Source organism: Streptomyces sp. NPDC048483 (assembly GCF_040651455.1).
Lineage (GTDB): Bacteria > Actinomycetota > Actinomycetes > Streptomycetales > Streptomycetaceae > Streptomyces.
In genome coordinates this window covers 1-26,872 of the sequence record NZ_JBEZJZ010000112.1, presented here as the reverse complement: position 1 = coordinate 26,872, position 26,872 = coordinate 1, and the positions used below count along the sequence as shown (strand labels likewise).

General features: G+C 70.6%; 20 protein-coding genes and 1 riboswitch. Of the genes, 10 read left to right on the top strand and 10 right to left on the bottom strand.

Translation table 11 applies throughout. From position 1 onward, the window contains the following. Both AB0D04_RS35560 and AB0D04_RS35555 read right to left on the bottom strand, forming a co-directional pair. Nucleotides 1-735: PAS domain-containing protein (locus tag AB0D04_RS35560; protein ID WP_362711530.1), on the bottom strand; the 735-nt coding region annotated here is incomplete at its 3' end. 321 nt (nucleotides 736-1,056) lie between these two features. Continuing rightward, a complete protein-coding gene (locus AB0D04_RS35555; protein ID WP_362711533.1) occupies nucleotides 1,057-2,436 on the bottom strand; it encodes an NAD(P)/FAD-dependent oxidoreductase in 1,380 nt (459 codons plus the stop codon). 376 nt (nucleotides 2,437-2,812) lie between these two features. Here AB0D04_RS35555 and AB0D04_RS35550 point away from each other — a divergent pair, with 376 nt between their 5' ends. Together AB0D04_RS35550 and AB0D04_RS35545 are read left to right on the top strand one after the other, a co-directional pair. After that, the gene (locus AB0D04_RS35550) at nucleotides 2,813-3,637 is read left to right on the top strand and encodes a helix-turn-helix domain-containing protein (RefSeq protein WP_362711529.1); all 825 of its coding nucleotides are present in this window, start codon (nucleotides 2,813-2,815) and stop codon (nucleotides 3,635-3,637) included. Nucleotides 3,638-3,880: 243 nt separating this feature from the next. Continuing rightward, nucleotides 3,881-5,872 (top strand): sigma-70 family RNA polymerase sigma factor, encoded by a 1,992-nt coding sequence (locus tag AB0D04_RS35545; RefSeq protein WP_362711528.1) that lies wholly within the window; start codon nucleotides 3,881-3,883, stop codon nucleotides 5,870-5,872. 102 nt (nucleotides 5,873-5,974) lie between these two features. On the opposite strand, the gene AB0D04_RS35540 is transcribed toward AB0D04_RS35545, so the two are convergent. Next, nucleotides 5,975-8,053, bottom strand: a complete 2,079-nt coding sequence (locus tag AB0D04_RS35540) for an asparagine synthase-related protein (RefSeq protein ID WP_362711527.1) — start codon at nucleotides 8,051-8,053, stop codon at nucleotides 5,975-5,977. Nucleotides 8,054-8,719: 666 nt separating this feature from the next. On the opposite strand from AB0D04_RS35540, the gene AB0D04_RS35535 reads away from it, so the two are divergent. From AB0D04_RS35535 to AB0D04_RS35515, 5 genes are all read left to right on the top strand, one after another. Then, nucleotides 8,720-10,168 carry an MFS transporter gene (locus AB0D04_RS35535; protein WP_362711526.1) on the top strand — a complete coding sequence of 483 codons (1,449 nt, stop codon included), beginning with the start codon at nucleotides 8,720-8,722 and terminating at the stop codon, nucleotides 10,166-10,168. Between the two features lie 240 nt (nucleotides 10,169-10,408). After that, a complete protein-coding gene (gene lhgO / locus AB0D04_RS35530; RefSeq protein WP_362711525.1) occupies nucleotides 10,409-11,620 on the top strand; it encodes an L-2-hydroxyglutarate oxidase in 1,212 nt (403 codons plus the stop codon). A gap of 350 nt (nucleotides 11,621-11,970) precedes the next feature. After that, the gene (gene trmB / locus AB0D04_RS35525) at nucleotides 11,971-12,753 is read left to right on the top strand and encodes a tRNA (guanosine(46)-N7)-methyltransferase TrmB (RefSeq protein WP_362711532.1); all 783 of its coding nucleotides are present in this window, start codon (nucleotides 11,971-11,973) and stop codon (nucleotides 12,751-12,753) included. A 128-nt stretch (nucleotides 12,754-12,881) separates the two neighbouring features. After that, nucleotides 12,882-14,180: a PrsW family intramembrane metalloprotease gene (locus AB0D04_RS35520; protein WP_362711524.1), complete on the top strand. Its 1,299-nt coding sequence runs from the start codon at nucleotides 12,882-12,884 to the stop codon at nucleotides 14,178-14,180. Between the two features lie 143 nt (nucleotides 14,181-14,323). After that, a complete protein-coding gene (locus AB0D04_RS35515; RefSeq protein ID WP_362711523.1) occupies nucleotides 14,324-14,779 on the top strand; it encodes a very short patch repair endonuclease in 456 nt (151 codons plus the stop codon). Here the strand turns inward: AB0D04_RS35515 and dcm are convergent. The 4 genes from dcm to AB0D04_RS35495 form a co-directional block, all read right to left on the bottom strand. Next, on the bottom strand, nucleotides 14,723-16,009 hold the full coding sequence (dcm, locus tag AB0D04_RS35510) for a DNA (cytosine-5-)-methyltransferase (protein ID WP_362711522.1): 1,287 nt from the start codon (nucleotides 16,007-16,009) through the stop codon (nucleotides 14,723-14,725). The genes AB0D04_RS35515 and dcm overlap by 57 nt on opposite strands. Nucleotides 16,010-16,200: 191 nt before the next feature. Further along, nucleotides 16,201-18,024 (bottom strand): DEAD/DEAH box helicase, encoded by a 1,824-nt coding sequence (locus AB0D04_RS35505; protein WP_362711521.1) that lies wholly within the window; start codon nucleotides 18,022-18,024, stop codon nucleotides 16,201-16,203. Continuing rightward, nucleotides 18,024-19,433 (bottom strand): ParB N-terminal domain-containing protein, encoded by a 1,410-nt coding sequence (locus tag AB0D04_RS35500; RefSeq protein WP_362711520.1) that lies wholly within the window; start codon nucleotides 19,431-19,433, stop codon nucleotides 18,024-18,026. The genes AB0D04_RS35505 and AB0D04_RS35500 overlap by 1 nt, the downstream gene beginning before the upstream one ends. Nucleotides 19,434-19,454: 21 nt before the next feature. Next, nucleotides 19,455-20,138, bottom strand: a complete 684-nt coding sequence (locus AB0D04_RS35495) for a hypothetical protein (protein WP_362711519.1) — start codon at nucleotides 20,136-20,138, stop codon at nucleotides 19,455-19,457. A gap of 428 nt (nucleotides 20,139-20,566) precedes the next feature. Here AB0D04_RS35495 and AB0D04_RS35490 point away from each other — a divergent pair, with 428 nt between their 5' ends. Continuing rightward, nucleotides 20,567-21,187, top strand: coding sequence for a hypothetical protein (locus AB0D04_RS35490; protein WP_362711518.1), 621 nt, complete (start codon nucleotides 20,567-20,569; stop codon nucleotides 21,185-21,187). 99 nt (nucleotides 21,188-21,286) lie between these two features. Beyond that, on the top strand, nucleotides 21,287-21,589 hold the full coding sequence (locus tag AB0D04_RS35485) for a hypothetical protein (RefSeq protein WP_362711517.1): 303 nt from the start codon (nucleotides 21,287-21,289) through the stop codon (nucleotides 21,587-21,589). An 82-nt stretch (nucleotides 21,590-21,671) separates the two neighbouring features. Here the strand turns inward: AB0D04_RS35485 and AB0D04_RS35480 are convergent, their stop codons facing one another. Both AB0D04_RS35480 and AB0D04_RS35475 read right to left on the bottom strand, forming a co-directional pair. Continuing rightward, a complete protein-coding gene (locus AB0D04_RS35480; RefSeq protein WP_362711516.1) occupies nucleotides 21,672-22,649 on the bottom strand; it encodes an aldo/keto reductase in 978 nt (325 codons plus the stop codon). A gap of 123 nt (nucleotides 22,650-22,772) precedes the next feature. Continuing rightward, a complete protein-coding gene (locus AB0D04_RS35475; protein WP_362711515.1) occupies nucleotides 22,773-23,951 on the bottom strand; it encodes a M23 family metallopeptidase in 1,179 nt (392 codons plus the stop codon). An 11-nt stretch (nucleotides 23,952-23,962) separates the two neighbouring features. Continuing rightward, a riboswitch (cyclic di-AMP (ydaO/yuaA leader) is annotated at nucleotides 23,963-24,110 on the bottom strand. Nucleotides 24,111-24,481: 371 nt separating this feature from the next. Between AB0D04_RS35475 and AB0D04_RS35470 the strand changes: the two genes are divergently transcribed. Then, a complete protein-coding gene (locus AB0D04_RS35470) occupies nucleotides 24,482-25,642 on the top strand; it encodes a DUF2332 domain-containing protein (protein WP_362711514.1) in 1,161 nt (386 codons plus the stop codon). Nucleotides 25,643-25,645: 3 nt separating this feature from the next. On the opposite strand, the gene AB0D04_RS35465 is transcribed toward AB0D04_RS35470, so the two are convergent. After that, on the bottom strand, nucleotides 25,646-26,788 hold the full coding sequence (locus tag AB0D04_RS35465) for a PP2C family protein-serine/threonine phosphatase (RefSeq protein WP_362711531.1): 1,143 nt from the start codon (nucleotides 26,786-26,788) through the stop codon (nucleotides 25,646-25,648). Nucleotides 26,789-26,872: the final 84 nt, after the last annotated feature.

The window sequence follows — 26,872 nt, the reverse complement described above, 5'->3', positions numbered from 1 at the left end:
GGCCACGCGGAGATCGTCGGGCTGCTCCAGCTCCTGCGGCAGCAGAGAGCGCTGGAGGGTGACGGCGGCCTCGCGCTGGCGGGCCTCGCTGGCGCGGAGGCGTTCGGCGGACTCGATCTGGTCGGTGACGTCGGCGCCGAAGACCAGGACGCCCTTGTGCGGGGCGATGCAGGCGACCTCGGGGTCGGGCGCCGGGCCGCTGGCGGCGACCTCGATGGGGGTGCAGGTGAAGGTGTAGTAGCCGTCGCGGGTGCGCTCCGGGTTGGCGCCGCCCGGCACGCGGCGCGACTTGACCGTACGGGGCTTGCCGCTGCGCAGTACCTGGTCCATGAGCGGCAGCAGGCCCAGTTCGGCGAGTTCGGGGAGGGCTTCGCGGGCGGTGTGGCCGGCGGGGCGGGGGCCGAAGACGCCGGCGTAGGCGCCGTTGACGTAGGCGATGCGGTGCTCGGGGCCGTAGACGACCGCCACCAGGGCGGGGATGGTGCCGAGGATGTCGTGCACGGACAGCGCGTCGACGGTGGGCGGCGCGGCCACCGGGGTCTCGGGGGAGGCGGCCTCGGCGCGGGCGGCGGGGACGGCTCCCGAACCGGAGGTGCTCGGTGTGTCGCCCGCTCCCGGGGGCGCGGCGGGCGGCGTCGGTGCGGCGGATCCGGCGGGGGGTGTGGCGCGGTCGGATCGCGCGGCGGTGCGCCGCTGTGTGCCGGGGAGCTTGGCGCTCCAGCGCGTGAAGATCACGGAGGGGTACCTCTTACTTCGCGTCGTCGCGCGGGATCGGGCCGTCGGCATGGGTGCGCTCCCGTTGGCTCCGCCCGGCCACTGGCCGGTGGAGTGTCGGCTGGGGGCACCCTCGGCGCCCTCTCGCGGAATGCAGCAAACGTCCAGAATCCTCGTGATTGTCACTCTTTGCAGATACGAGCCCACCCATGGTCACACGTCCAGTGTGGCCGACCGGACTGACATCCGTCAGACGTCGGGGCTCGGCGTGGAGTTCCGCGCTCCGGTCCGTCCGGGCGCCCTCGGCCTGATATGGCGTGACATCCCTTGGCCGACGGACCGTCAACTGGTTTCGTTGTGCCGGCCGGTGCCCGCCGCGAGTTCGAACTCGGCGCGGGGGTTTTCCAGCGAGCCGAGCGAGACGATTTCGCGTTTGAACAGGCCCGCCAGGGTCCATTCGGCCAGAATGCGTGCCTTGCGGTTGAAGGTGGGCACCCGGCTGAGGTGGTAGGCGCGGTGCATGAACCACGCCGGGTAGCCCTTGAGCTTGCGCCCGTAGACATGCGCGACGCCCTTGTGCAGGCCGAGCGAGGCCACCGATCCGGCGTATTTGTGCTCATAGTTCTCGATCGGGCCGCCGCGTACGGTCGCCGCGACATTCTCGGCGAGCACCTTGGCCTGCCGCACGGCGTGCTGGGCGTTGGGCGCACAGGTCGCGCGGGGCTCGTCCGGTGTGGCGGGCGGGTCGGCCGCCAGATCGGGGACCGAGGCCGCGTCACCTGCCGACCAGGCGTGTTCGACGCCGTCCACCTGGAGCGCGGCGGTGCACTTGAGGCGGCCGCGGGAGTTCAGCGGCAGCTTGGTCGCGGCCAGGATGGGGTGCGGTTTGACGCCGGCGGTCCACACGAGGGTCCGGGTCGGGAAGCGGGAGCCGTCACTGAGGACCGCGATGCGCTTCTCGCAGGAGTCCAGGCGGGTCTCCAGCCGTACGTCGATATTGCGGGCGCGCAGCTCACGTACGGCGTAACGGCCCATGTCCGGGCCCACCTCGGGCAGGATCCGGTCGGTCGCCTCCACCAGGATCCACTTCATGTCCTCCGGCTTGATGTTGTGGTAGTAGCGCACGGCGTAGCGGGCCATGTCCTCCAGTTCGGCCAGCGCTTCCACGCCTGCATAGCCGCCGCCGACGAAGACGAAGGTCAGGGCCGCGTCGCGGACGTCGGGGTCGCGGGTGGAGGAGGCGATGTCGAGCTGTGCGAGGACGTGATTGCGCAGGCCGATGGCCTCTTCGACGGTCTTGAAGCCGATGCCGACGTCGGCGAGGCCCGGGACCGGGAGGGTGCGGGAGATCGAGCCGGGCGCCAGGATCAGTTCGTCGTACGCCACCTGGATGGCGCCCTCGCCGGTTTCCTCGGCGGCCAGGGTCGTGATGACGGCCTTGCGTTCGCTGTGGTCGATGGCGGTGACCTCGCCGATGACGACCTGGCACTGGGGCAGCACCCGGCGCAGCGGTACGACGACATGGCGCGGGGAGATGGAGCCGGCCGCGGCCTCGGGCAGGAACGGCTGGTAGGTCATATAGGGCTCGGGATCGACCACGATGATCTCGGCGGTGCCCTGCCGCAGCTCCTGCTTCAGTTTCCGCTGGAGTCCAAGGGCGGTGTACATCCCCACATAGCCACCGCCGACCACGAGAATGCGCGCCACTTCGTTGGAAGACACTGCCGTCACAGAGGCTCTCCTCGCGAGGTCGACCCGGAAACCACTGTTCCATGACGCACCCCGGGAACGGCTTTGTCCACAGGCTCGACGAAATGTATGACCGAGGGTGCTTGCCGGGGCGGACGGTCATCTTCCGCGGGTGCGGGGCAAGGTGTGCAGGTCAGGGGGCTGTCGACGGGGCGCGGGCAGGGGCGCAATAAGGGCGGATCCGGTCCGTTGGGCCGATCGGGGGGCGCAGTGTGCGGAACACCCCCTTCATTCTTGACCCGGGCTCAACTATGTTCGTATCTCGTTGGGGTGCACCCTCTCGTCGGTACACCCCGACGGTCAGGGCGGGGAGTCTCCGGGGGGAGACGTCATTACCGGGGGAATCACTATGCATATTCAGGGCTCTCATTGGCCGACAGCCGTCGCCACGGCAGACATGTCCGACGGCGGCGGGACCACTGGCCACAACAACGGCAACGGCAACGGGGGAAACGGTGCCAAGGCCGGTGCGGGTCCGGGTGCCGGCGGCCGGAGTGCGCCGTTGCGGGTGGATGCACAGCGCAATCTGGAGCATGTCCTGCGGGCCGCACGGGAGGTGTTCGGCGAGCTGGGGTACGGCGCGCCCATGGAGGACGTGGCGCGGCGGGCCCGCGTCGGGGTCGGCACCGTCTACCGCCGGTTCCCGAGCAAGGACGTCCTGGTCCGGCGGATAGCCGAGGAGGAGACCTCGCGGCTTACGGACCAGGCCCGGACGGCGCTCGGCCAGGAGGACGACGCATGGTCGGCGCTCTCCCGGTTCCTGCGGACCTCGGTCGCCTCGGGTGCCGGGCGGCTGCTGCCGCCGAGCATCCTGCGGGTGAGCGCGGACGCCGAGCGGCCGGCCGACGATCCGGCCGAGGCGCGGGTGCCGCAGCAGCGGGGCGCGCCGGACGACGAGCGCGGTGAGCCGGCGGCGGCCACGGACGCCCCGGAGGGCGGGCCGGACGGCTCCGAGGAGACGGCCGGTGCGCAGGCGCTGCTGGAGGTCGTCGGGCGGCTTGTGGAGCGCGCCAGGGCGGCCGGTGAGCTGCGGGCCGATGTGACCGTTGCCGACGTCCTGTTGGTGATCGCCACGGGCGCGCCGTCGCTGCCCGATCCGGGCCAGCAGCAGGCCGCGTCCGCGCGGCTGCTGGAGATCCTGCTGGAGGGGCTGCGCTCGCGCCCCGTCGGGTGAACTCCGGCGACCGGATCCGTCCGGGCGACCCCGGCCAGTGGGGGTGCCCGGCGGGTCCGGCGGCCGGTGCCGGGTCGTCCGTACGCTCCGGTGTCGGGTGCCCCGTACGGGTGAACGCCCGTGCGGTCGTACAAGAACGATCCTCGGACGAGTGGTTGCCCGTCGGGGCCCTGAGGCCCGGGCGCTCGGTGTGGCACGCTTGCGCGGTGTTCCGGTGTGACGGCGTGTTCGGGGGCCTCAGCGATGGGTGTTGACGGGCGGGACGAGCGGCGCGACGGCCAGGCGCGGAACGGGTCGGCCTCGCCCCACGTCCCCGGGCAGACCGGGCCCCTGGGGGCGACTCCTCCGGCGGGCCGGGCGGATGAGCGGCATGACCGGGCCGACGGCGGTCCGGAGTTCCCTGAGGGCGGCGCGGTGCCGGCGCAGCGCCGCCGCTCCGGCGGGCGGGGGCCGACGGGCGGCTCCGCAGCCGATCCGGATTCCGGCGAGGGCGTCGGGCTTCCGCCTTCCGACGAGCAGTTGATCGCCGATATGCGGGCCGGTGACGACGCCGCGTACGAGGAGATGTACCGCCGGCACGCCGCGGCCGTACGGCGCTATGCGCGCAGCTGCTGCCGGGACACACACACCGCGGAGGATCTGACCGGCGAGGTCTTCGCGCGCACGCTGCAGGCGGTGCGCGGCGGGGCGGGGCCGGATTCCGCGGTCCGCGCCTATCTGCTGACGACCGTCCGGCGGGTGGCCGCGGCCTGGGCGAAGACCCAGCGACGGGAGCAACTGGTCGAGGATTTCGCGGTGTTCGCGGTGTCCGCGGCCGGGTCGTCGATGGACGACACGGGGTCTTTGGGGAGCGGCCTGGACCTGGGCGCGGACGTGCGGGCCATGCACGAGGCCGAGCAGTCGATGGCGGTGCAGGCGTTCCGCAGTCTGCCGGAGCGCTATCAGACGGTGCTGTGGCACACCACGATCGAGGACGAGTCGCCGAGCGAGGTCGCGCCGCTGCTCGGGCTGACCGCGAACGCCACCGCCGTACTGGCGCACCGGGCCCGCGAGGGCCTCAGGCAGGCGTATCTGCAGGCGCATGTGAGCCAGTCGCTGACCGCCGGCGGCGACTGCTCCCGGTACGCCGACCGGCTCGGCGCGTATGCGCGGGGCGGGCTGCGGATGCGGGCGGAGCGGGGGCTGCGCAAGCATCTGGACGAGTGCTCCCGGTGCCGTACGGCGGCGCTGGAGGTCGCGGACGTCAATGAGCGGATCGGGGCGGTGCTGCCGGTCGCGGTCATCGGGTGGTTCGCCGCGGGGTACGCCGTCAAGGCGGCGGCCGCGGTGGTGGGCGTCGCGGGAGCGGGTGCGGCGGCGGGGGCCGGGGCGGCCGCGGCCGCTGGTGGGGCCGGGTCCGGTGCGGCTTCCGGTACGGCCGGGGGCGCGGCCTTGAGCGAGGGGCTGGGCGCGCCGGTCAAGGTCGGTATCGGGATCGGGGTGACGGTGGTGGCGGGCGCGGCGCTCGCGCTGGCACTGACGGGCTCCCCGAAGCCGTCGGCGCAACCGCAGGCCGAGCCGCACCGGCCGGCGCCCTCCGCACCGCACACGCCGTCCCCCAAGCCGCCGAAGCCCTCGCCGACGCCGGTCCCGCCGGCGGCCGGGCACACGCCGTCGCGGCAGCCCACGCCCACGCCTCCTGCGACCCCCACGCCGACGCCGCCCCCCACCCCCCCTCCGAAGCCTCCGCAGCCGACGCCGACGCTCACTCCTACGCCCACCCCGACGCCGCCGCTGCCCCAGCCCACGCCGCCCGCCCCGACCACCCCGTACCGCCTCAACTCGCTGTCGTACGACGTCATCGGCGACGGCACCGAACCGGAGGTGCGGGCGTTCGCGAGCGGCCCGGTGTGGCAGCGGCAGCGGCAGCGCATCGACGGCACGGCGTATCCGCACGGGGTGAGCGTGCACGGGCCGTCCTCGGTGCTGATCGACCTCAACCGGCAGTGCACCGCGTACGACGCGGTCGCGGGTGTCGACGATCTGAGCCTGGGGCTGGGTGCGGTGCGGTTCTCCGTCTACGCGGACGGGGCTCGGCTGTGGCAGTCCGGCGTGGTGCGCGGCGGGGATCCTGCGGTGCCGGTGCATGTCCCGCTGGCGGGGCGGAAGACGCTGCGGCTGGTCGTCGAGCCTCGGTCGCCCGGAGATGTGGTGGCGCTGGCGGACTGGGCGCGGTCGCAGATCAGTTGTCGGTGACGGGGCGCGGACGCCCGCCTCACCGGGGCATCGCCCAGGGGCGCTGACTGCGCCGCGGACGTTTCACGTGAAACCACGACCGGCAGGGCTCGACGGCCCCGCTCACAGCCTCGCGCGCGGCACCACACCCCCGGCGAGTGCCCGCTGCCGTGCCGCCGCGCCCGTCCAGCACGTGCCCCGCCGCGCCAGCAGCCGCCGCAGCCACAGCTCCGTGGAGACCAGCTCGGCGAGCCCGTCCAGCGGCAGCGGCTCACCTTCGGCCGCCGCCCGCAGCGCCTTGCGCACCACCCGCGCCTCCACCAGCCCCGCATCGGCGAGCAGCGGCGCGTCGAAGAGCGCGACCAGTTCGCCGACGGCGGTGCGCAGCCCGGCCCGTACCGCGGCCGCATGGGTCAGGCGCGAGGTGGCGCCCCACCCGGGCGGCAGGTCCCGCACGCCGGCGCCGGAGAGCACCGAGCGCAGCACCGCCGCCCGCGCATCCGGCTGCACCCGCAGGGTGTCCGGCAGGGCGCGGCAGGCGAGCACGACCTGGTTGTCGAGAAAGGGGGCGTGCAGCCGCTGGTTGCGGACCTCGGCGGCCTGCTCGAAGACGCGGTAATCGGCGGCCTGGCGGGCGAGTGCCGCGCGGGCGCGCCGTTCGCCGGGGCGGCCGATGGCGGGCGCGCGGGTCGCCGCGTCGCCGAGGCGGACCGACACCTGGGCCAGCGCCTCGCCGGTGAGCCAGCGCGCGGCGGGCCCGGGGCGGCACCAGGCGAGGGCGGCCAGCGAGGCGTCGACCGCGCCGCCGGCCACCGGTTCGTCGGCGAACTCCCGCTCCATGAGGCGCCGGGCCGTATCGGCGACGCCCTCTCCGTAGGGCGTACGGGCGAGCTTGCGGGCGGCGCGGTAGACGGTGAAGGGGACGAGGACGGACTGCGCGGAGGGGCCGTCGGCCTTGGCCAGTGCGGTCACCGGGCGCAGGAGATGGCGCCGCCGGCGGTCCATGAGAAGGTCGGCGAGCCGGGCCGGGTGGGCGTCGAGGACCTGGCGGGCGCCGTGTCCGACGAAGTGGTCGGCGCTGCCCGCGAGCAGCCGTCGGCGGTGCCGGGCGGCGGCGGTGAGGGAGGGGCCGGGCTCGTCGGTGAGCGGGCCGGAGTCGAGGTCGGTGTACGGGAGGGCCTCCTCGCCCGACGCGACGACGACATGGCGCAGACGGGGGTTGTCGGCGATGCTGCGGGCGCGTTCCAGCTCGGCCTCGCGGTGGGCCCGACCGGCGCTGGTGGCAAGGTCGTTGAAGGTGACGGCGAGCAGCCGTTCGCCGTGGCCGTTGAGCGTGCCGGGCTGGCCGGGCAGGCCGGCGGCGAGCAGGGCGAGGGTTCCCGAGGCGCTGCCGCCGGAGAGGTCGGCGCCGATGCCGGGGGCCGGTGCGCCGCGGGCGGCCCGCCGCTCGGCCGGTCCCATGCCGGGCACCGGGCCGGGGTCGAGGCCCTCCAGGCCGTCCGGGTCGGGGGCGTGCCGCGGTCCGGCCAGCCGGGCCCGTACCGCCTCGATCAGCGCGTCGCGCACCCCGTCCACGGCCTGTTCCGGGGCGATTTGGGGCGCGGCGACGGCGAGTGAAGCGGTCGGCTCGTACGAGGTGATGTCACGGGCGCCGCCGCGCAGCACCAGGGCGTGGCCGGGCGGGATGCGGCGGACACCTTCGTACGGGGTGCCGGCGCCGAGCGCCTCGGGGGCGTCCGGGCAGGCCAGCAGCGCGGCGAGGTGGCCGACGTCGAGGCTTGCCTCTATGAGGTCGGCGAGCGGGAGGGCGGCGGTGGCGTAGGCGGTGCCGCCGGCCCAGGGGGTGTGGAAGACGGGGCGGGCGCCGGCCAGGTCGCCGGTGACGGTGATCCGCCGCCCTACCTGGACGACGGCGGTGTAGCTGCCGGGCCAGGCGGTGAGATGCCGCAGTGCGCCCCCGCGTGCCGCGAACAGCCCGACCCGCAGCTGGTCGTTGGTGGCGCCGCAGATGCCGAAGACGGCGAGCCGGGTGGTGGGGTCGGCCTGGACGACGCGGACCTCGTCGGGCCGCCAGTCACCGACGGCCCACAGCGGATCCGGGTCGCCCCACAGGAGTTGGGCGCCCACGGGGAGGACGGTCGGTCCCGTTCCGCCGGCGGCCGGCCCCGTGGCGGTACTGCTCCACCCCACCAACCAGCGCATCGCCGCCTCCACCCGATTCCCCGTCCGCCGAGGGGCCAACGGCCGCCCCGCACAACGGATTGCCAAGCTGTCGCCATGGTGTTGCGCGGACCATGCTGCCATGACAGTGGCGCGCGGGAGGGGTCGGAGCGGGGCCGTGTGCGGGGGTTTCGCGACGCGGGCGGGTGGTGCGTCGGCCCCGGGTGGCCCCCCGTGTGGCCCCCGGGGCGGCCTCGAGTGTGCCGCGGCGCGAAATCATCACCCGTCGATTTTCGGCCAAAGTCCGTATGCTGCCGTCCAGTTGACGCGTTCGGGCGTCGCGTCAACCGGTGCCGAGACCGGCGCCGGCCGGCCTGCGCGACGGTCCGGGAAGCGGGCTTCGCCTCCCGGACCGGACCGCCACCCGCGGGGAATGAGGTGGCGGTGTCCCCCAGCCCACTGGATCCAGTGCAGCGGGCCAACCCACGCAGCACCTATGGAAGCGCTCCCGGCAGAGGGCGGCCAGCGCGCACGGACAGGCGCACGGGCACACGTACCCGGAGCACATGCCAATTCCCGCACCCCTGTTTGAACACGAATCCCGCCATCCGGCACACCGGCTCTTAACGGTCGGGATCCGGCGAACTACTCTGGGTGGACGCATGCCCCGGGGTACCGGGGAGGCTGTCGCTGTGTCGAGGGGTGCGCATGTCCAGGGATATACGCGGGCCGAACGAAAAGCTCGGCACCGTACTCGCCCTCGCGGGTATCAGCAATGCCGGACTGGCGCGCCGGGTCAATGACCTCGGGGCACAGCGCGGACTGACGCTTCGTTATGACAAGACGTCGGTCGCCCGCTGGGTGTCCAAGGGCATGGTGCCGCAGGGCGCCGCGCCCCATCTGATCGCGTCCGCGATCGGCAGCAAACTCGGCCGGCCGGTGCCGCTGCACGAGATCGGGCTGGCGGACGCGGACCCGACGCCCGAGGTGGGCCTGGCATTTCCCCGCGATGTGGGCGCAGCGGTGCGGTCCGCGACCGAGCTCTACCGACTTGATCTGGCCGGACGGCGGGCGGGCGGTGGCGGCATCTGGCAGAGCCTGGCCGGATCGTTCGCCGTCAGCGCGTATGCGACGCCGGCCTCGCGCTGGCTGATATCCCCGGCGGACAGCTCGGTGGCGCGGGAGGCGGCCGAGGCGCGCGACAAGGATGCCGCGGCGGCCGGTGACGCCGGGATCCCGCAGCACGTCGGCCACAGCGACGTCAGCAAGCTGCGCGAGGCGGCGGAGGACGCGCGCCGCTGGGACTCCAAGTACGGCGGTGGGGACTGGCGTTCGTCGATGGTGCCGGAATGCCTGCGGGTGGACGCGGCGCCATTGCTTCTCGCCTCGTACAGCGACGAGGTCGGCCGGGCGCTCTTCGGCGCGACCTCCGAACTCACCCGGCTCGCAGGGTGGATGGCCTTCGACACGGGCCAGCAGGAGGCCGCGCAGCGGTACTACATCCAGGCGCTGCGGCTGGCCCGCGCCGCCGCCGACGTCCCCCTTGGCGGATACGTCCTGGCCTCGATGTCCCTCCAGGCGACCTACCGCGGCTTCGCCGATGAGGGTGTCGACCTCGCCCAGGCGGCCCTGGAGCGCAACCGCGGCCTGGCCACCGCCCGCACCATGAGCTTCTTCCGCCTGGTGGAGGCGCGGGCGCAGGCCAAGGCGGGCGAGGCACGCGCCTGCGAGGTGGCGCTGAAGGCCTCCGAGGGCTGGCTGGAGCGCTCCCGCAGCGGCGACCCGGACCCCTCCTGGCTGGACTTCTACTCGTACGAGCGCTTCGCCGCCGACGCCGCCGAGTGCTACCGCGATCTGCGCCTGCCGCGCCAGGTTCGCCGCTTCACGGAGCAGGCGCTGTCCCGCCCCACGGAGGAATTCGTCCGCTCCCACGGGCTGCGCCTGGTGGTTTCCGCGGTGGCCGAACTGGAGTCGGGCAACCTGGACGCCGCCTGCGCGGCGGGCACCCGCGCGGTCGAGGTCGCCGGGCGGATCTCGTCGGCCCGTACGACGGAGTACGTCCGCGATCTGCTGCACCGGCTGGAGCCGTACGGCGACGAGCCGCGGGTGGTGGAGCTGCGCGAGCGGGCACGGCCGTTGTTGGCGGCGCCGGCATAGGGGACGGGCGGGGCTTCGGGGTGGAGCTTCGGGGCCGGGCTTTCGCGGCACGGGCCGGGCGGGGCGCCACGGCTTGTTCCCGCCAGGGGCAGCTCGTTCCCGCCACGGGGGCTCGTTCCCGCCACGGCTCGTCCCTGCCGCATTGTCAGTGGTGGCCGTCATGATGGAGTACGTCGTCGGCGATGACGCGCGGGTCCCCGGCCAGGGGCGGACCTGCGGTGATCTGGTTGGGGAGGTGCAGTGGCGGCGTACGACTGCGATGTGCTGGTGATCGGTGCCGGCATCGTCGGGCTCTCTACGGCGTATGCGATCACGCGTGCCGCGCCGGGCACGCGCGTCGTGGTGTTGGAGAAGGAGCCGGGACCGGCCCGCCATCAGACCGGCCGCAACAGTGGAGTGATCCACAGCGGCATCTACTACCCGCCCGGCTCCCTCAAGGCCCGCTTCGCCCTCCAGGGCTCGGCGGAGCTGGTCAAGTTCTGCGCCGAGTACGACATCCCGCACGAGGTCACCGGCAAGCTGATCGTGGCCACCGACCGCGGCGAGCTGCCGCGGCTGCACGGCCTGATCCAGCGCGGCCGCGAACACGGCCTGCCGGTGCGCGAGCTGGGCCCCGCCCAGATAGCCGAGTACGAACCCGAGGTGCGTGGCCTGGCCGCCATCCATGTCGGCACGACCGGCGTCTGCGACTTCGCCGCGGTCGCCCGCCAGTACGCCGCGCTCGCCACCGATGCCGGCGCCCGGATCGTGTACGGCGCGGAGGTGACGACCATCGGGCGCCGCCCCGGCCGGGTGGCGGTCCGTACGGCAGACGACACGGTCTACCGGGCCCGCGCCCTGGTCAACTGCGCCGGCCTGCACTGCGACCGGATCGCCCGGCTGGCCGGCGACGCCCCCGGCATGCGGATCGTCCCGTTCCGCGGCGAGTACTTCACCCTCACCCCCGACCGCGCCGCCCTGGTCCGCGGCCTGGTCTACCCCGTCCCCGACCCGGCCTTCCCGTTCCTCGGCGTCCATCTCACCCGTGGCATCGACGGCGCCGTCCACATCGGCCCGAACGCCGTCCCCGCCCTCGCCCGCGAGGGCTACAACTGGCGCACCGTCCGACCCACCGACCTCGCCGGCACCCTCGCCTACCCCGGCTCCTGGCGCATAGCGCGCCGCCACTGGCGCTACGGCACCGGCGAACTCCACCGCTCCCTCTCCCGCCACGCCTTCACCGAAGCGGTCCGCCGCCTCCTCCCGGCCACCCGCGAGGAAGACCTCGTCCCGGCCCCGGCCGGCGTCCGCGCCCAGGCCGTCCTCCCCGACGGCACCCTCGTCGACGACTTCCTCTTCGCGGAGTCGCCGGGGATGGTCCACGTCCTGAACGCCCCGTCGCCCGCCGCTACGGCGTCGCTGCCCATTGGGCGGGAGGTGGCGCGGAGGGTGCTGGGGGTCGTGGGGGATTGAGGTGGGGTGAGGTCGGGGCATGGCCCCAGCGTGGGCCCCGACGCGGGCCCGGCGTGATCGGCGCCCCGGGGCACCGTGGCCCTACGGGACGGGCTATCGGGCGGCCATCGGCCTCCGGGGCGCCGGGCCCGCCGGCGTCCTGCCGCCCGGCCGTGCCCGACCGCGCCGCCCTCGCCGTTTCCGCCACCGTGGGCCGCCGCTCCCCGCCCCTCCCCCACCATCCGTAGAATCAACACACTGTGTCCGAGAATCCCGCCACCCCCGAACCCGACGTGACCAAGGCCGACGCCCCCGAGGCCGAGGGCCCGGAAGCCGGCGTGCAGGCCCCGCACACGCCGGAGAGCCCCACCCTGCAGGAAGCCCGCCGCCTCGGCGCCACCGCCGCGTCGGCGGCCGTGCCACGGCGTGGCGAGCCGATGTTCCCCGACGGGACCGGCCCCGCCGCCGACCCCGCGGGCTCGCATCACGAGCGCCGGATCCGCTCCTTCCAGCCCCGCCGCAGCCGCGTCTCGCCCTCACAGGCCGATGCCCTGCGCCGCCTGTGGCCGAAGTGGGGCCGGGACATCGACGGTCTCTCCCGTATCGATCTGGACGAATTCTTCGACGGCCGGCCCGTCGTCCTGGAGATCGGCTTCGGCATGGGCGAGGCCACGGCCCAGATGGCCGCCGCCGACCCGGACACCGGCATCCTCGGCTGTGACGTGCACACTCCCGGCCAGGGCAATCTGCTCGGTCTCGCGGAGCGGAACGGCCTGTCCAACATCCGGGTGGCCAACGGCGACGCGATCATCCTCCTCCGCGAGATGCTCGCCCCCGTCTCCCTCGCCGGCCTGCGCGTCTTCTTCCCCGACCCCTGGCCGAAAAAGCGCCACCACAAGCGCCGCCTGATCCAGCCGGAGTTCGTCGCGCTGGCGTCCACCCGGCTCGCCCCCGGCGCCCTGGTGCACTGCGCCACCGACTGGGAGCCGTACGCCGAGCAGATGCTCGAGGTCCTCTCCGCCGAGCCGACCCTGGAGAACCTCCACCCGTCGTACGCGCCCCGGCCCGACTTCCGCCCGCTCACCAAGTTCGAGACCCAGGGACTGCACAAGGGCCATGTCGTCCATGACCTGATGTTCCGGCGGCGCGGGTAGCGGCGGGGAGCGGCGAGGACGGGCGTCGGAGCAGCTGACGACGGCCCTCGTACGGCTCACCGGCCCCCTCGCCACCGCCGCTCCCGACCCCCGTACGCCTCCCCGGCTCGTCTCGTTAGGGTCGACAGGTGTACCCGTCACAGCCGCTCCCGCAGCCGCCCCGCCCGGCGTACGCGCCCCCTCCGCACCCGTACACCCACGGCCCGCACCCCACCGCCTACCTCCCCCCGCGCCGCCGGCCTGCCCCTTGGCGCAGCAAGACCGTCCGCGCGCTCATCCTGGTCTCGCTGCTGGCGCTCTGCGGCGTGATCATCCTCGCCATCGTCCGCCACCAGACCGGCACCGAGGGCTTTCTCGTCGGCCTCGGCCTCGCCGTCTTCCCCGTACCACCGCTGATCGCGGCGTTCTGCTGGCTGGATCACATAGAGCCCGAGCCGTGGCGCAATCTCGCCTTCGCCTTCGCCTGGGGGGCGTGCGCGGCCACCCTGGTCGCGATCCTCGCCAACGGCTTTGCCACCGACTGGCTGGCCACCAACGTCATCGGCGCGTCCCCGTCGGACGCCCAGGTCTGGGGCGCAACCGTGATCGCCCCGATCGTCGAGGAATCGGTCAAGGCGGCCGCCGTCCTCCTGCTCTACCGCTTCCGCCGACGCGACTTCGACGGCATCACGGACGGCCTCGTCATCGCCGGCCTCAGCGCCACCGGCTTCGCCTTCACCGAGAACGTCCTCTATCTGGGCAGCGCCTTCGGCGAGGACCAGTCCATGGGCCACTCCGGCCTGCACTCCCTCACCGCAGGCACCTTCTTCATCCGCGTCATCATCTCCCCCTTCGCCCACCCCCTCTTCACCATGCTCACCGGCCTCGCGTTCGGGATAGCGGCCACCCGCCACCACCACCGCCGCGCCGCGCGCGCCGCGATCGCCCTCCTGGGCCTGCTGACCGCCGTCCTCCTCCACGCCATCTGGAACGGCGCCACCTCCCTCGGCGACCTCCGCTTCCTCACCGTCTACGGCCTCTTCATGGTCCCCGTCTTCATCGCCCTCACCTGGCTGGCGATCTGGTCCCGCCACCAGGAACTCCTCTCCCTCCACAGCTACCTCGCCCCCTACACAGCCACCGGCTGGCTGGCCCCCGCCGAACCCACCGCCCTCGCCTCCCGCAAAACCCGCACCCTGGCCCGCGACATAGCCCGCCGCACCCAGGGCCCCACCGCCGCCCGCGCCGTCACCGAATACACGACCCTTGCCACGGCTCTGTCCTTCCATCGGCGCCGGGCCCATCTCATGGGCCCCACACCCGACTTCAGTGCCCGGGAGCAGGAGCTGCTGTGGCATCTCTGGCACTACCAGCCGTGGGTGCAGGGGGCGTTGGCACAGGCGTTGGTTACGACGCATCGGGCTGCCGGACTACAGCGCCACCCGTGAGGCCGTACGACCGGCAGCGAAGGCTGCAGCCGCTTCCTGCGCTCTCCTTCACGGCCGGTGTTGAAGGGGGCCGATCCGGGTGCCAGGAGCGCCGATCGCGGGGGCGTCGGCGATGGTCCGCGCGCAGCGCTACGCTCGGATGTGTGCCTGACGAAAGCGACTGGACAGCACCAGCCGGCTCCTGGGCCTCGTCGGCTGCCCGCCGCCGGAACATGCAGGCGATCCGGAGCCGGGACACGAAGCCCGAGCAACGGATCCGCCGCCTGGTCCATGCCCAAGGGCTGCGCTATCGCGTATCCGCCCGTCCGATTCCCGACCTCAGGCGGACCGCCGACATGGTCTTCCGGCCGGCGAAAGTGGCAGTTTTCATTGACGGCTGTTACTGGCACGGCTGCCCAGAGCACTATGTTGCGCCCAGGACAAATTCGGGATACTGGTCAGAAAAGGTGACAAAAAATGTCACCCGTGACCGTGATACCGATCAGCAGCTCATCGACGCAGGCTGGCTCGTACTCCGCTTCTGGGAACACGAGCCAGCAGAGCTATGCGCCGATAAGATCGCCGCTACGGTTATCCATCGCCGCCTCGGCGGCAGGTGACAGATCGATCATCTCGGCGATGTCGGCTTGGCGAAATGCCCGCTTCCCCCGCCTGGCTCCCAGATACTCAATCGCCAGACCTTCAAGCAATTTCTCACCGCGCTCAGGCTGAAGCACAGAGGCAATTGCGCGCCCCACCGCTTCAGCTACCGGCGGCGGGAAGGCATTACCAACCTGGCGGTACTGGGCAGTCTTGCCACCCTGAAACTTCCAGCCCGGCGGAAAACTCTGAATAAGCGCCGCCTGCTGAACAGTCAGCATCGGCCCCGTTGGACGAAGAAACTCACGGTCGAGGTGCTTTTCCTCGCTAATGATCTTCACCTCGTCAATGTCATCGGCAACACCGACGGCGCTGACTCCGAGGGCGCCCCAGGCAGCCTTGGCCCTGCTAGGCCCCAGGTCGGCACCACCATGCTTCTTAGATCCACCAACGAGAGTAGGCGCTACCGAACCCGATTTACCGGCCTTGCCGTGCCAGGTTTCGTAAGCGTCCTTGATGCGCGCGACATGCTCAGGGAATTCCTCGATGAGGCGATCCCGTCGGCGTTCCATTGTTTTATCTAGCGCTTCAAAAACGTTCTTTTTATGACCCGTTACACCCACCGGCCACGGAAATTCATCAACCCCGAGCCCGGCCCTCACCCTCTCGGATTCCCGGATCGCGACAAAGATCGACCGGGGCCGCAATTGAGGGACTCCGTAATTGCGCGCCTCAAGAAGATGCCAGCCACAGAACCAGTAGCCCATCCTCTCGATATCCTTAATGATCGAATTGCAGTATTCATCGAATTTGGCATCCATGATGCCGCGCACATTTTCGATCATCACGGCCCTGGGCTTCAGGTCATCGATCAACTCGATCATGCGCGGGAACAAGTCCCGCTCGTCGGCGGCCCCAAGCTGCTTTCCCGCCACAGAGAAGGGGGGACAAGGAACTCCTCCGGCCAGGAGGTCAAGATCTCCCTCATTGAGCGCCTTCCCGCCAAGCGCCTCCATCTCACGTCGGGCCTTGAACTCGGAGACAAGATCCTCGTTCAACGCTTCACAGGCACCCCAGTCGTTATGGCTGGCAATGTTCGTTTTCAGCGTCGCATGCGCATTTTTGTCAATTTCGACGAGGGCAAGGTGCCGGAATCCCGCTCCGTGCAAGCCGAGCGCCTGCCCACCTGCTCCTGCGCAGATCTCAATCGAGGTCAGCGAATCGCTCTCGTCACGGCCGCTCGCGCCCATGGGCGTGGATCCTCCTGGTGTGGCTCAAAGCAGATTCTCAAGTGTCGCAGAGTTCCCGGCTGCCGCTCACAAAACGCTGCTGCCCGTTGGTCTGCCGTTCACAGCACCAGAAGTTTCCCAGCAGCCGTGAAGGCCGCTCCGGGCAGGGGGCGTCCCGGCCTCGGAGCAGCCTCCCGCCTCGGCATATGGCCTTACCCCCTGCCGATGTGCCTCAGCATTGCGCGCATGTCCTGCGGGTCCAGGCCGCCCGCCGTTGCGGGCGCCTCTTGCAGATCGGCGAGCTGCTGGACAGAGGGGTCGTCCAGCACCCTGGCCATGAAGTCCAGCTTCTGCTGCAGCCGAGCGGCCACTACCCCATCGATCGTCTCCTCCGCAGCGAGAACCGTCACCCGTGTCTCTACATCAGGGTCAAGCCCGAGCCGGTGGATACGGTCGAGGCTCTGCAGGTACCGACCTGCCATGAAGTCTCTGTCCACGTACACCGCGTCGTGGCACACCTGATGCAGGCTGATCCCCTCGCCGAGGGTGGCCGGGTTAGACACCAGCACCATGCAGTCAGGGTCTTCGCGGAAACGGCGGAGCTGCTCCTCCCTGTCTGCCGTCCCTCCGTGTACCACCGCCGGACCGAAGTTCTCCAGCAGCTTGGCCAACGACGTCAGGCTGCGTACGAACGTCGTCCAGACAAGCGTCTTGCGCCCTTCCTCGGCGTTCGCTGCCACGATCTTCGCGGCTTCCGCGTACTTGGGAGACAGTTCGTAGCTAGGCAGGTCCCTCAGCAGCTCATAAAGCGAGTCGCCCTGCGGGATCTCCAGAGGGGGGAGGCGGTACTCGACCGGTTCATGTTTGGTGCTCCCCTCAAGGAGCAGCGAGGGGTTCGTCGCCGCCATCAAGAGCCGCAGGGCAGATTTGCCGAGCGCGGCGAAGTCGTCGGCGGAGGCTTCGGCTCGCGCCGACATGTCGCCCACGAGCGCGCCATAGATCTCCATGTGCAGCGCAGGCATGCGCACTGGCACCAACTTCGGCTCAAGCGGCGGAAGTTCAAGCTCACGTTTGGTCGTCCGTGTGAAAAGCGGACGAAGTGCGGAACTCGCCTGCGCCAGGTCGCCATCTGCCACCGCCTGGGCCACCGACCGCTGCCCGTAGCCTGGCCAGACGAAACCCAGGAGGTTCTCCAGATCCTTCGCACCATTGGGCGCCGGAGTCCCTGTAAGGATCAACCGCCGCCTGGCGAGCGGCCCCAGAGTCATACAGGCAGCACCGTACGTCCCCCGCGTGCCGAGCTTCATACGGTGCGCCTCATCCAAAATAATCATGGAAGGCTCTTCCTGCAGCCAGGCTGCAAGGAACGACAGCGAGCGGTCTAGTCGTTCATAGTTCACGATCAAGAGCTCGGCCCACTGATCGCGGGCCGATTCGAGGAGCATGGGCCGCGGCCGGTTACTGAAACAGGCGCCGCTCTCATACAGCCATGACTCATAGGCTGATTTCGGACTGACCACCATCAGTCGGTTCACCTCTGCCTTCGCCTTCATTGCGGCGTAGACAGCAAGCCCGACGCGGGTCTTGCCAGCACCCGGAACACTGAAGTTCGCGCCGTGCCGGAGCGACAGCAGCTTGGCGATATCACGTTTCTGGAAATCCGTAAGCGGAGCAGTCCAGTTGCCGCCCAGCACGCCCACAACGTCACTGGTAGCCAGCCGCGCCGAGGCGTCCGGCGCCTCCAGCTCCTTCCGAACCGTTTCCGAGTCTTGAACACTGGATACGACGAGGTGCCTGAGTTCAGCAGCCCATTCGACTCCCTTGGGGTCGGACCAGCTGCTGACTGCATTAAGGTTTGAGAGGAGATCGTCGATTTCGACGATCACAGCGAGGGGGCCCAGCTGTCCGCCCGTACGAAAACGGGCCGACAGCTGGACAAGTTCCGGGCGGTACTCCTCCGTCGTTCTCAGGACAACCTTCGTGTGTGACGTGTCGAACCCAAGCTGCAGCGTGATACCACTGCCCGCCTCTGGCATCAGTCCACTACCACGTGTGCGGCGCTGACCAGCCACCTGACACCTACACCGGGTTCCTGCGACCCTCTGCCGGCCTGGTGTGCCAGCTGCCGGAAGCTCTCCCTCAGTTTGAGCGCGGCCTCATCAAAGGCTGCTTCGTCGAGGCTGTGCGAAGCCCGCGCCTTCACCAGCTCATCGACGCACAGCTCGATTGCCGCACAGGCATCCATTAGGCGCTCCGGCGCGATCTGCTTCCGCTTACGCAGTCGCGCATCGCGGCCCGCCCTGTCGATAGCCTTGTCGAACGCCTTGTGCAGATCATCCTGCAGAGACTGCGCTCCGCTCTTCTCTTCCGCACTCGAATCCCGTGCGGCGACACGCGCTTTTGCCTGAAGCACCTGCCGGTTGAGCTCACGCGCGGTGGACACCTTGGACGATGTCCCCGGGACCGAAATCCCCAGTCCAGGCACAGCGATGCTCTGTTCCTGTTCCGACTCTGTGATCAGTCCGGCCGGCAGGACGCTGGACAAGTACTTCTCCTGGAAGCCCTCTTCAATGTGCCGGACGTCCGTCTTCGAAAACCCCAGGGTGATCGCTGCCATGCGGGTCTCCTTGAGAATCTCCGCCCGGTCCGGGTCGGCAGCAGCGAGCTTGCTGTAGTCGCGGTGCAGCTCCTTCAACTTCTCCTGGTGATCCTCGAAGTCGACCAGGCGCAGGGCAGCATTCCCATTCTGGCTGCGTTCGATCTGATCGCGTACGACCCGCAGAATCCACCTTTCCTGGTCGTACGTCTTCACCTGGATCCGGAACGCCTTGGCGATGACATCCGGAGTACGCCCGAGGCTTGCCTGCTCTTCCATGGCAAGCAGCCGGTTGATGTACGAGTAGTCGCGACGGTGGTCCTTGCGGAGCTGCAACGACAATTCCACGGCATTGATGTCAGCCCAGGTGAATGACTCGGGCAGGACACCGACGCGCATCGAAGCCGCGCCCAGTCCCTTGAGCGCCGCTGCACGGGTGTTTCCGTTGACCAGGATGCCGTGGTGAGTAATCAATCCCGGGTCGGTCTGCCCGTATTCTTCCAGGCTCTTCTTCAGCTTTTCAAAGGCAGGGTCGCGCCGAGTAGGGTCGGCCGGCTCGTTCTGGAGCAGAGACTCCAGATACTCCTGGCCCTTGTGCCCCCAAGGGTCGGACTCAAGCGCCCTGTCCTTCTGTGCGTCATGAGTCCGCTGTGCGCGAATGCGATGGGTTGCCGGGTTGTAGTAGAGACCCGAGAGAGGCAGATCGATGACCTCAACGTTCAGCGGCTGCCCGTTCCAGTCCACCGTTACGGTCTCGCGTGTGCCCCCGGAACTCTTCACCTCCTCAACACGCTTCTTGATCAGCTCGCTGAACTCGGCCGCCCTCGGCGGCGGCGGGAATTGCTGCATGATGTAACCCCGTCCCCTTTGCTAGCTCTCGCCTCGAATTGCCTGCTTGACGACCTCACGCGCCTCCGCCGGCAGCGTCCGGTACATTCCCCAGAGCTTCTCAAGGACGCTATACGTGCGCTGATCTGCCTCCAGCCACTGCGCCAAGACCTTGCGCTCGACAAGCCCGAGCGTGTCCACACGCTTCAACAGGACCGTCAGATCGGCTTCTCCGCCGCGGTTTCCCACCCGACAACGGTTACACTCGGTGACCAGCTGCGTATTCGTTGCGCCGTCGGCGAGCTTCACCTGACGCCGCGCAATGTCGAGCTGCGCGGTCCCCGGACTGTCGCCGTAGCGCTCGCCAGCCCCCACTCCGCAACTGCGGCACAAGTAGTCGTCTGACTTCATGACATCGCTCCGCTGGGTAGCGGTCAGACTGCTGTTCGGCTTGGCCTTCCCTTTGCCCGGCACCCAGACCGGCTCCCCCTGCTTCATGAAGCGATGCTCATTGCTGTTGAGGCCCGGGTCCTCGCGGCTGGTGAGGATGACCCAGCCAACATCACGCAAGTCGCGCATACGACGGTCAATCTGTGCGATACCGGGAAAGGCCTCACGCATCGCGGCCTTCGTGAACTGGTTTCCCTCGCCGACCACTTCCACCAGCCACCGGGCAACGCGGATCTTCCCGCCGTGTTGCGTGTCCTGCCAGGACGGCGCATCCATGATGGCCCCCACCCTTCTGCCGACATCAAGGTCCACCCGACTGGCCGCGGAGAACCCGTAACAGCCGCTGTGGTGCCATCTATGTCAGCGGCTCCGGGCGAACATTGCGAGCAGCAGCCGACGTTGCCCGGACAAACGCAACAAAGGCGCTTAGCCTTGCCAGCACTGTTGCGACGGCGAAGGCAGGGTGGATGGCACGGCAGGGACGTCAACTGGCCCCTATTGACCCGGGTCTGGCAGAGGGGAACCGGCGGCTGGCGGAAGCCCTCCGGTCCCTGCGCTTGCTCCTGGCTCCAGGGACGGAGACGTTAGCGGCGGTCGCCGATCAAGCCAGCCTAGATTGCAACCGCGAACGTCCACTGAGCACAACCGCCGTCTCCCGCTACTTCAGCGGCCAGGTGATAGCCCCGGGGTGGTTCATCTGCTGGTTGCATGAGAAGGCGCAGCGTGGTGGTCACGGCGGGGAGCACCCCCACGCACTCGACGATCTGCTCGCGCTGCAAAGGTTGGCAAAGAAGCCAACCGACTGCTCCGGTTGCAACAAGCTCATCAAGGAGCTCTGTCGCAGTGACGCGGAATTACTGACGTCCAAGAGCCGGAGGTGGCATCTCGAACGTGCTCTTGCCGCATGCCGTGATGTGACTCGTCGGGCCGGTTTCAAGGCCGGCTCCCACGACTATTCGTCGGCGCCACGCAGGCAGGGGGCTCCCCTGCCGGTCCCCCGCTACCGGCAGGACCGGCAAGATGAATGGAAAGACCTCCAGGCCGCCCAAGCCGTGGCGGAGCACGTGAAGGCACTGGCAAGCGAACAGAAGCACCACGAAGTGGCGGCGGCACTCCAAAACGCTCAAGCGGTGCTGTCGCCCGTTGAGACGGCCGCTGTAGTGGTCGTACTGCGCAGTGCGGAGGTGAACGGCGTCGCCGAGACACTGCTCAAGGGGTACGCACGTGACCTGCCTGCTCATGCGGTTATGGGTTTCGCCCGCAGCCTCCTGCAGCATGGTCTCCCAGCCGACGCGGAAGCGGTTCTTCATACCGCAACTAGTTAGCTGCGGCAGCCCGGGCCGGCGCCCGCTGGCTCTTCGCGAGCCGAGGGCGTCTCGCACGTAAGATCGGACCCCGTTGTCCCAGATAGGGAGGTTATGGCGATGGCTAGCGTTCCAGCGACAGTTGTGGCAGTAAGCGGCCTGGTGGGGGGATACGGAGTGGCCCGCTGGACTAAGCGGCGCCCTCTTGGCGGCGTAGCCCTCGCAGCCGCTGGAGCCGTAGCAGCCACGGGGTGGCAGCAGAAAGCCGGGACGGCAACGGCTGCCGCATTGACTGGCACTTATGTGGCTGCATTCGCCGGCTCCCATCCGCTTGCCAAGAAGATCGGGGCCTGGCCCGCGGTGTTTGCGGTGGCGGGCGGGGTTGCCGTGGCGTCGTGGGTGGCGGTGGACCGTCGGGGGTAGGCAGGCCGAGGCGTGTACGGGGTCGGCGGTCCGAGGTGCCGTCGGCCCGGTATACGCGTCAAGGTCGAGAAGGTCAGGCCGTTTACGCCGACGCCTCGTTCAGCAGGTTCAGTTCGACCTCCGTGAGCGTGACGTCGGCGAGGGCCAGGAGGGCCGGGAGTTGGGCCACGGTGCGGGCGCTGGCTATGGGGGCGGCGACCGTGGGCCGGGCGGCGAGCCAGGCCAGGGCCACGGTGGCGGCTTCGGCTTCGTGGGCGGCGGCGACGGTGTCGAGGGCCTGGAGAACGCGGATGCCGCGGTCCGTTGACAGGTGACGAGCGGCGCTCTCGGAGCGGACGCTGTCGACGGCGGTGTCGGGGCGGTACTTGCCGGTCAGGAAGCCCGAGGCGAGCGCGTAGTACGGGACCGCGGCCACGCCGTTGCGGGCGGCCACGTCGGCGAGTTCGCCCTCGTAGGTGTCGCGGGAGACCAGGTTGTAGTGGGGCTGGAGGGCCACGTAACGGGCCAGGCCCTCGCGGTCGGAGAAGGCCAGGGACTCCTCCAGGCGCCGCGCGGAGATGTTCGAGGCGCCGATCTCGCGGACCTTGCCGGCCTGGACGAGGTCGTTGAGGGCGGTGAGGAATTCCGCGACCTCGACGGACTCGTCGTCGAAGTGGGTGTAGTAGAGGTCGATGTAGTCGGTGCGCAGGCGGGTGAGGGATGCGTCGACCGCGGACTTGATGGTGGCGGCGGAGAGGCCCTTGTAGGCGGGGTGGGCACCCACCTTGGTGGCGATGACGACATCGGAGCGATTGCCGCGGGACGCCAGCCAGTTGCCGATGACGGTTTCGGACTCGCCGCCCTCGTTGCCGGGGACCCAGGCCGAGTAGACGTCCGCGGTGTCGATGAAGTTGCCGCCGCCGGCCACGTACGCGTCGAGTACGGCGAAGGATTCCGCCTCGTCCGCCGACCAGCCGAAGACATTGCCGCCGAGGGAGAGGGGGGAGACGGAGAGCGAGCCGAGGGAGGTGCGGGAGGCGCGCGAAGCGGGGGAGGCGTGGGAGGTGTGTGTCGCGGTCATGCGTGGTTTCAGCGTTGGGGGGAGGGGAGTTATTCCCGGAGATGTGCCCGGAGATGTGCCCGGAGATGTGCCCAGGATCTTCCTGGGGGTGCGCCGGCAGGACGTGTCCCCTCCCCCGGCGCGTCAGACGTTCAGCCCATGGTCACGCAGCCACGGCATCGGGTCTATCGGGTCGCCGGCACCGGGGCGGACCTCCAGGTGGAGATGGGGGCCCGTGACATTGCCGGTGGCGCCTACGCGGGCGATCACGTCGCCGGTGTTGACCTTGCCGGAGGTCTTCACCATGGAGGACAGATGGCAGAACCAGAGCTCGGTGCCGTCGTCGAGGGTGAGGACGATGCGGTAGCCGTACGAGCCGGCCCAGCCCGCCTGGGTGATGGTGCCGGAGTGAACTGCCTTGACGGGAGTACCGGTCGGTGCGGCGAAGTCCTGTCCGGTGTGGTCCGCGGCCCAGCGGTCGCCGGCCTGGCCGAAGCTGGCGGTGAGGGTGTAGGAGGCGACCGGGGTGATGAAGCTCTTGGCCAGTTCGGCGAGGCGTTCGGCCTCCGCCTTCTTGCGGGCCGCCTCCGCCGCCTTGCGCTGGGCCTCCCGCTCCGCCGCCTTCTTGGCGGCCGCGGCCTTCTGGGCCGCCTCCTGGTGCGCTGCGGCGTCCTTCGCGGCCTGATCGATGGCGGCGGATTCGGCGGCGTCGCGCGCCTCCTGCTCGGCCGCGTCCTGCTGCGCGTCGGCCTGCTGGAGGATGCGGTTGCGCAGCGCCTCGCCGGCATCCGCCCCCTGGGCCGCCTCGCTCTGGGTAAGGCCCGCCTGGGAGAGGGGGCCGGGGGAGGACGAGCTGGACGAGGAGTCCGTACCGGAGCCGGAATCGGAACCGGCGTCGGATATGAGGCCGCCTATCCCGGGGAGGGACTTGGCGTCCGGCAGCTTGTCGGAGATGTCGTCGGCCATGCCGCCGATGTCGGGCATCGAGATCGGGACGGGCGGCCGGTCCTCGGCGGTCGCCATGCCGCTCGCGCCGACCGCCGCGATGACGCCGACGCCCAGGACCGTACCGCTGCGGGCGAGTCCGCCGCCGCGCTGCTTGGCCACCCGGTGCTTGCCGCGGACGGACCGGACGGACTCCTCGGTGGGGTTCCACTCTTCCCACGGTCCGTCGCCGTCGCGCGCACCGTCGCGCTCGCGGTCGCGGACGCCGCCCTGGTAGACGACACCGGGACCGTCGAAACGGCCTCGGCCGTCGAACGGACCCCGGTCATCGAGGTCGGCGGCTGACGGTGCCTCGGGGGCAGGCCTATTGGACGCCACGGGGGCGCACTCCTTTCCCTCCTTCACGCCTACCGGGTTAGCTGACGGGTTCGGAGCAGGAAGGTCTCCTACGGGCGCCTCTGATGGGAGGTGCCCGATTCACCCCAAGGTGGTGGTTCCCCGGTTCCCTCGGTGCAGTTCCTGCGGTGCGTGCAGGCACTTCGTACGGTTCGCGCGGAGCGGATCCGCTCGGCTGGTACGGGTATTGCTGCGTGCCGTAATGAAGTGGCTGACGTGCAGGGCGTGCGCGTGCGGGATTCGGCGTCGGCGCGCGGTGCCGCCTCTTGCGACGGCTGGGACGACCGCGCTCCGTTATCGGACAGTAATAGAGATCGCCGGTGTTTTCCAAGCCTTCCCGGGAATCTGTATGCGCTCCGCACGAGCCATGGCGTGGACTTTTTCCCCCACCAGGGGCATAAAGCGGGCGAGTTGCCCACCCGTCGCCAAACGATCTCTCGGCGATTGTGTGCCAGTTGTTATGCGGAGGGGTGCCTGGCCATTACGCAGCGTGAGAGCAGTAACGTCGGATCATGGTCGTCAACGTGGTCAACGTCGTCAACAGCGCGCAGACAGTTGCGGATCGGTACCGGGAGTTCTCCTGGCAGCAGGCGCGGGGACGGTCCGACGCCCACGCGGAGTTGACCGTCCGGATCAGCCACGACGAGGAGTTCTGCGATCTGTTGTCGGGATCACTGCCGGCCGGGGACAAGCAGCAGCCGGGCCTCCTCCTGGCCGCCGTCCGCCATCTCGACGGCCCGCACGCCGAGCACGGGCCGCGCGACGAGGCGGCGTACGGACGCTGGCGCGAGTGGACCATCCGGCACTGGGACGAGGTCCGCACGGTGATCATGCGGCGCACCGACCGGACGGACGAACCGGCCCACTGCGCCACACTGCTGCCGCTGCTCGCCCGTCTGCCACAGCCGCTCGCGCTGCTGGAGGTGGGCGCGTCGGCGGGACTGTGCCTTCAGCCGGAGCGGTACCGGTACCGGTACCCAAACGGGCAAAGCGATACGGCCCCGGGGACGGAGCTCGGGACAGACATCGGGACGGAGCTCGGGACGGACATCGGGACGGACTTCGGAGCGCCCGGAAGCCCGTTGACCTTCACCTGCCGTACGAGCGCCGCCGGCCCCGGCCCCGTACCGGAGCCCCCCGCCCGCCTCCCCGACATCGTCTGGCGCGCCGGTATCGGCCTCGACCCGCTCGACCCAGTCGCCGAACGCGATGACCTCCGCTGGCTCCAGGCCCTCCTCTGGCCCGGCGACGACGCGCGCGCCGCCCGCCTCGAGGCCGCCATCGACGCCGTACGGACCGCGCCCCGCCCCCGGATCGTGCCCGGCGACCTGCTCGACGAGCTGCCCGCGCTGGCCGCCGAGGCCCCGCCCGAGGCGACGCTGGTCGTCTTCCACACGGCCGCGCTGGCCTGCCTCCCACTCGCCCGCCGCGAGGAGTTCGCCGGTCTCGTACGGTCCCTGCTCGCCGAGCGGAGCGGCCCCGGCCACTGGATCTCCCACGAGCACCACACCGTCCTGCCGTGGATCACCGCCCCGGCACACCGGGCCCTGCGCCCCGAGGACGCCCAGCCGCTGACCCTCGCGCTGGACGGGCGCCCGGTCGCCCTCACCGGCCCGGACGGCCGGAGCCTCCACTGGCTCCCGGAGGACGCGACGGCCGCGCCCGCCGGCTGAGGCCTACTCCCCCAGCGGCCGCTGCACCGCCAGCAGCGCCATGTCGTCCGCCTGCGACCCGCCTGTATGCCGGGCCACGTCCTGGGCCAGGATGTCCAGGAGGGCGTCCGGTCCGGGGAAGTGGCGGCCGCGCAGCCGGTCCGGCGCGTCGTAGAAGCGGCCGTACCGGTCCCTGGCCTCGGTCACCCCGTCCGTGAACAGCAGCAGCATCGCCCCGGCCGGGAAGAACGTCTCGTCCACCCGGTCCGGCCACCCCGCGACCTCGCTCATTCCCACTGGCAGCGCGGCCGAGGCGGGATGCAGTTCGCACAGGCCGCCGTCGGTGGCGAGCAGCAGCGGGGCCGGGTGGCCGCGGTTGAGGATGCGCAGTACGGAGTGCGCGCCGGAGGGGATCTCCGCCAGGACGGCGGTGGTGAACCCCTCGACCTGGTCCAGCCCCTCGCGCCGCCCGCCCTCCCGTTGCAGCGCCCGCTCCAGGCGGCCCGCCACCGCCTCCAGGGTGGCCTCCTGTTCGGCCGCCTCCCGGAACGCGCCGATGACGATCACCGCGGCCTCCACCGCCTCCAGCCCCTTGCCCCGGACATCGCCGACGATCAGCCGTACGCCGTGCGGGGTGTCCTGTACGGCGTAGAGATCGCCGCCGATCCGGGCGTCGGCCTGCGCGGCCACATAGCGCGCGGCGACCGCGAGCCCGCCGATCCGGCCGGGCGGGGTGGGCAGCAGGGCGCGCTGGGCGGCCTCCGCGACATCCCGTACGGAGGCGAGCCGGGCGTCGCTCAGCCGTACGACCCGGTTGATGCCGAGCGCCAGGAAGGCGACCACCAGGACGGTCAGGCCCTCAGTGACCGACTGGGTGTTGTTCTGTGTGCTGTGGTACGCGGCGACGACGAACTCGCCCAGCAGGGCGGCGGCGGCCGTGACGGCCGTGCCGCCCAGCGAGTAGAGGGGCGCGGCCACCAGGGGGGCGGCGGAGAAGAACGGCGCGGCGGTGTACTGGGGCGGCGTGGCCACGTCGAAGGCGAGGCCGCCGACTATCAGGAGAGCCGGGAGCCAGCGGGCCGCACGACGGGCGAGCGGCGACAACCGGGCGCGGCGCGCCTCCCGCTCCTCCCGCCCGCCCGTACGGCTCCCGCCACCTCGAAGCATCCGCACCGGCCTCTTCCCACTGCCAAGGCTTTCGCCACCGCCAAGGCCTCCGACCTCCCAAGGGTTTCGGGTACGGGGCCGGTC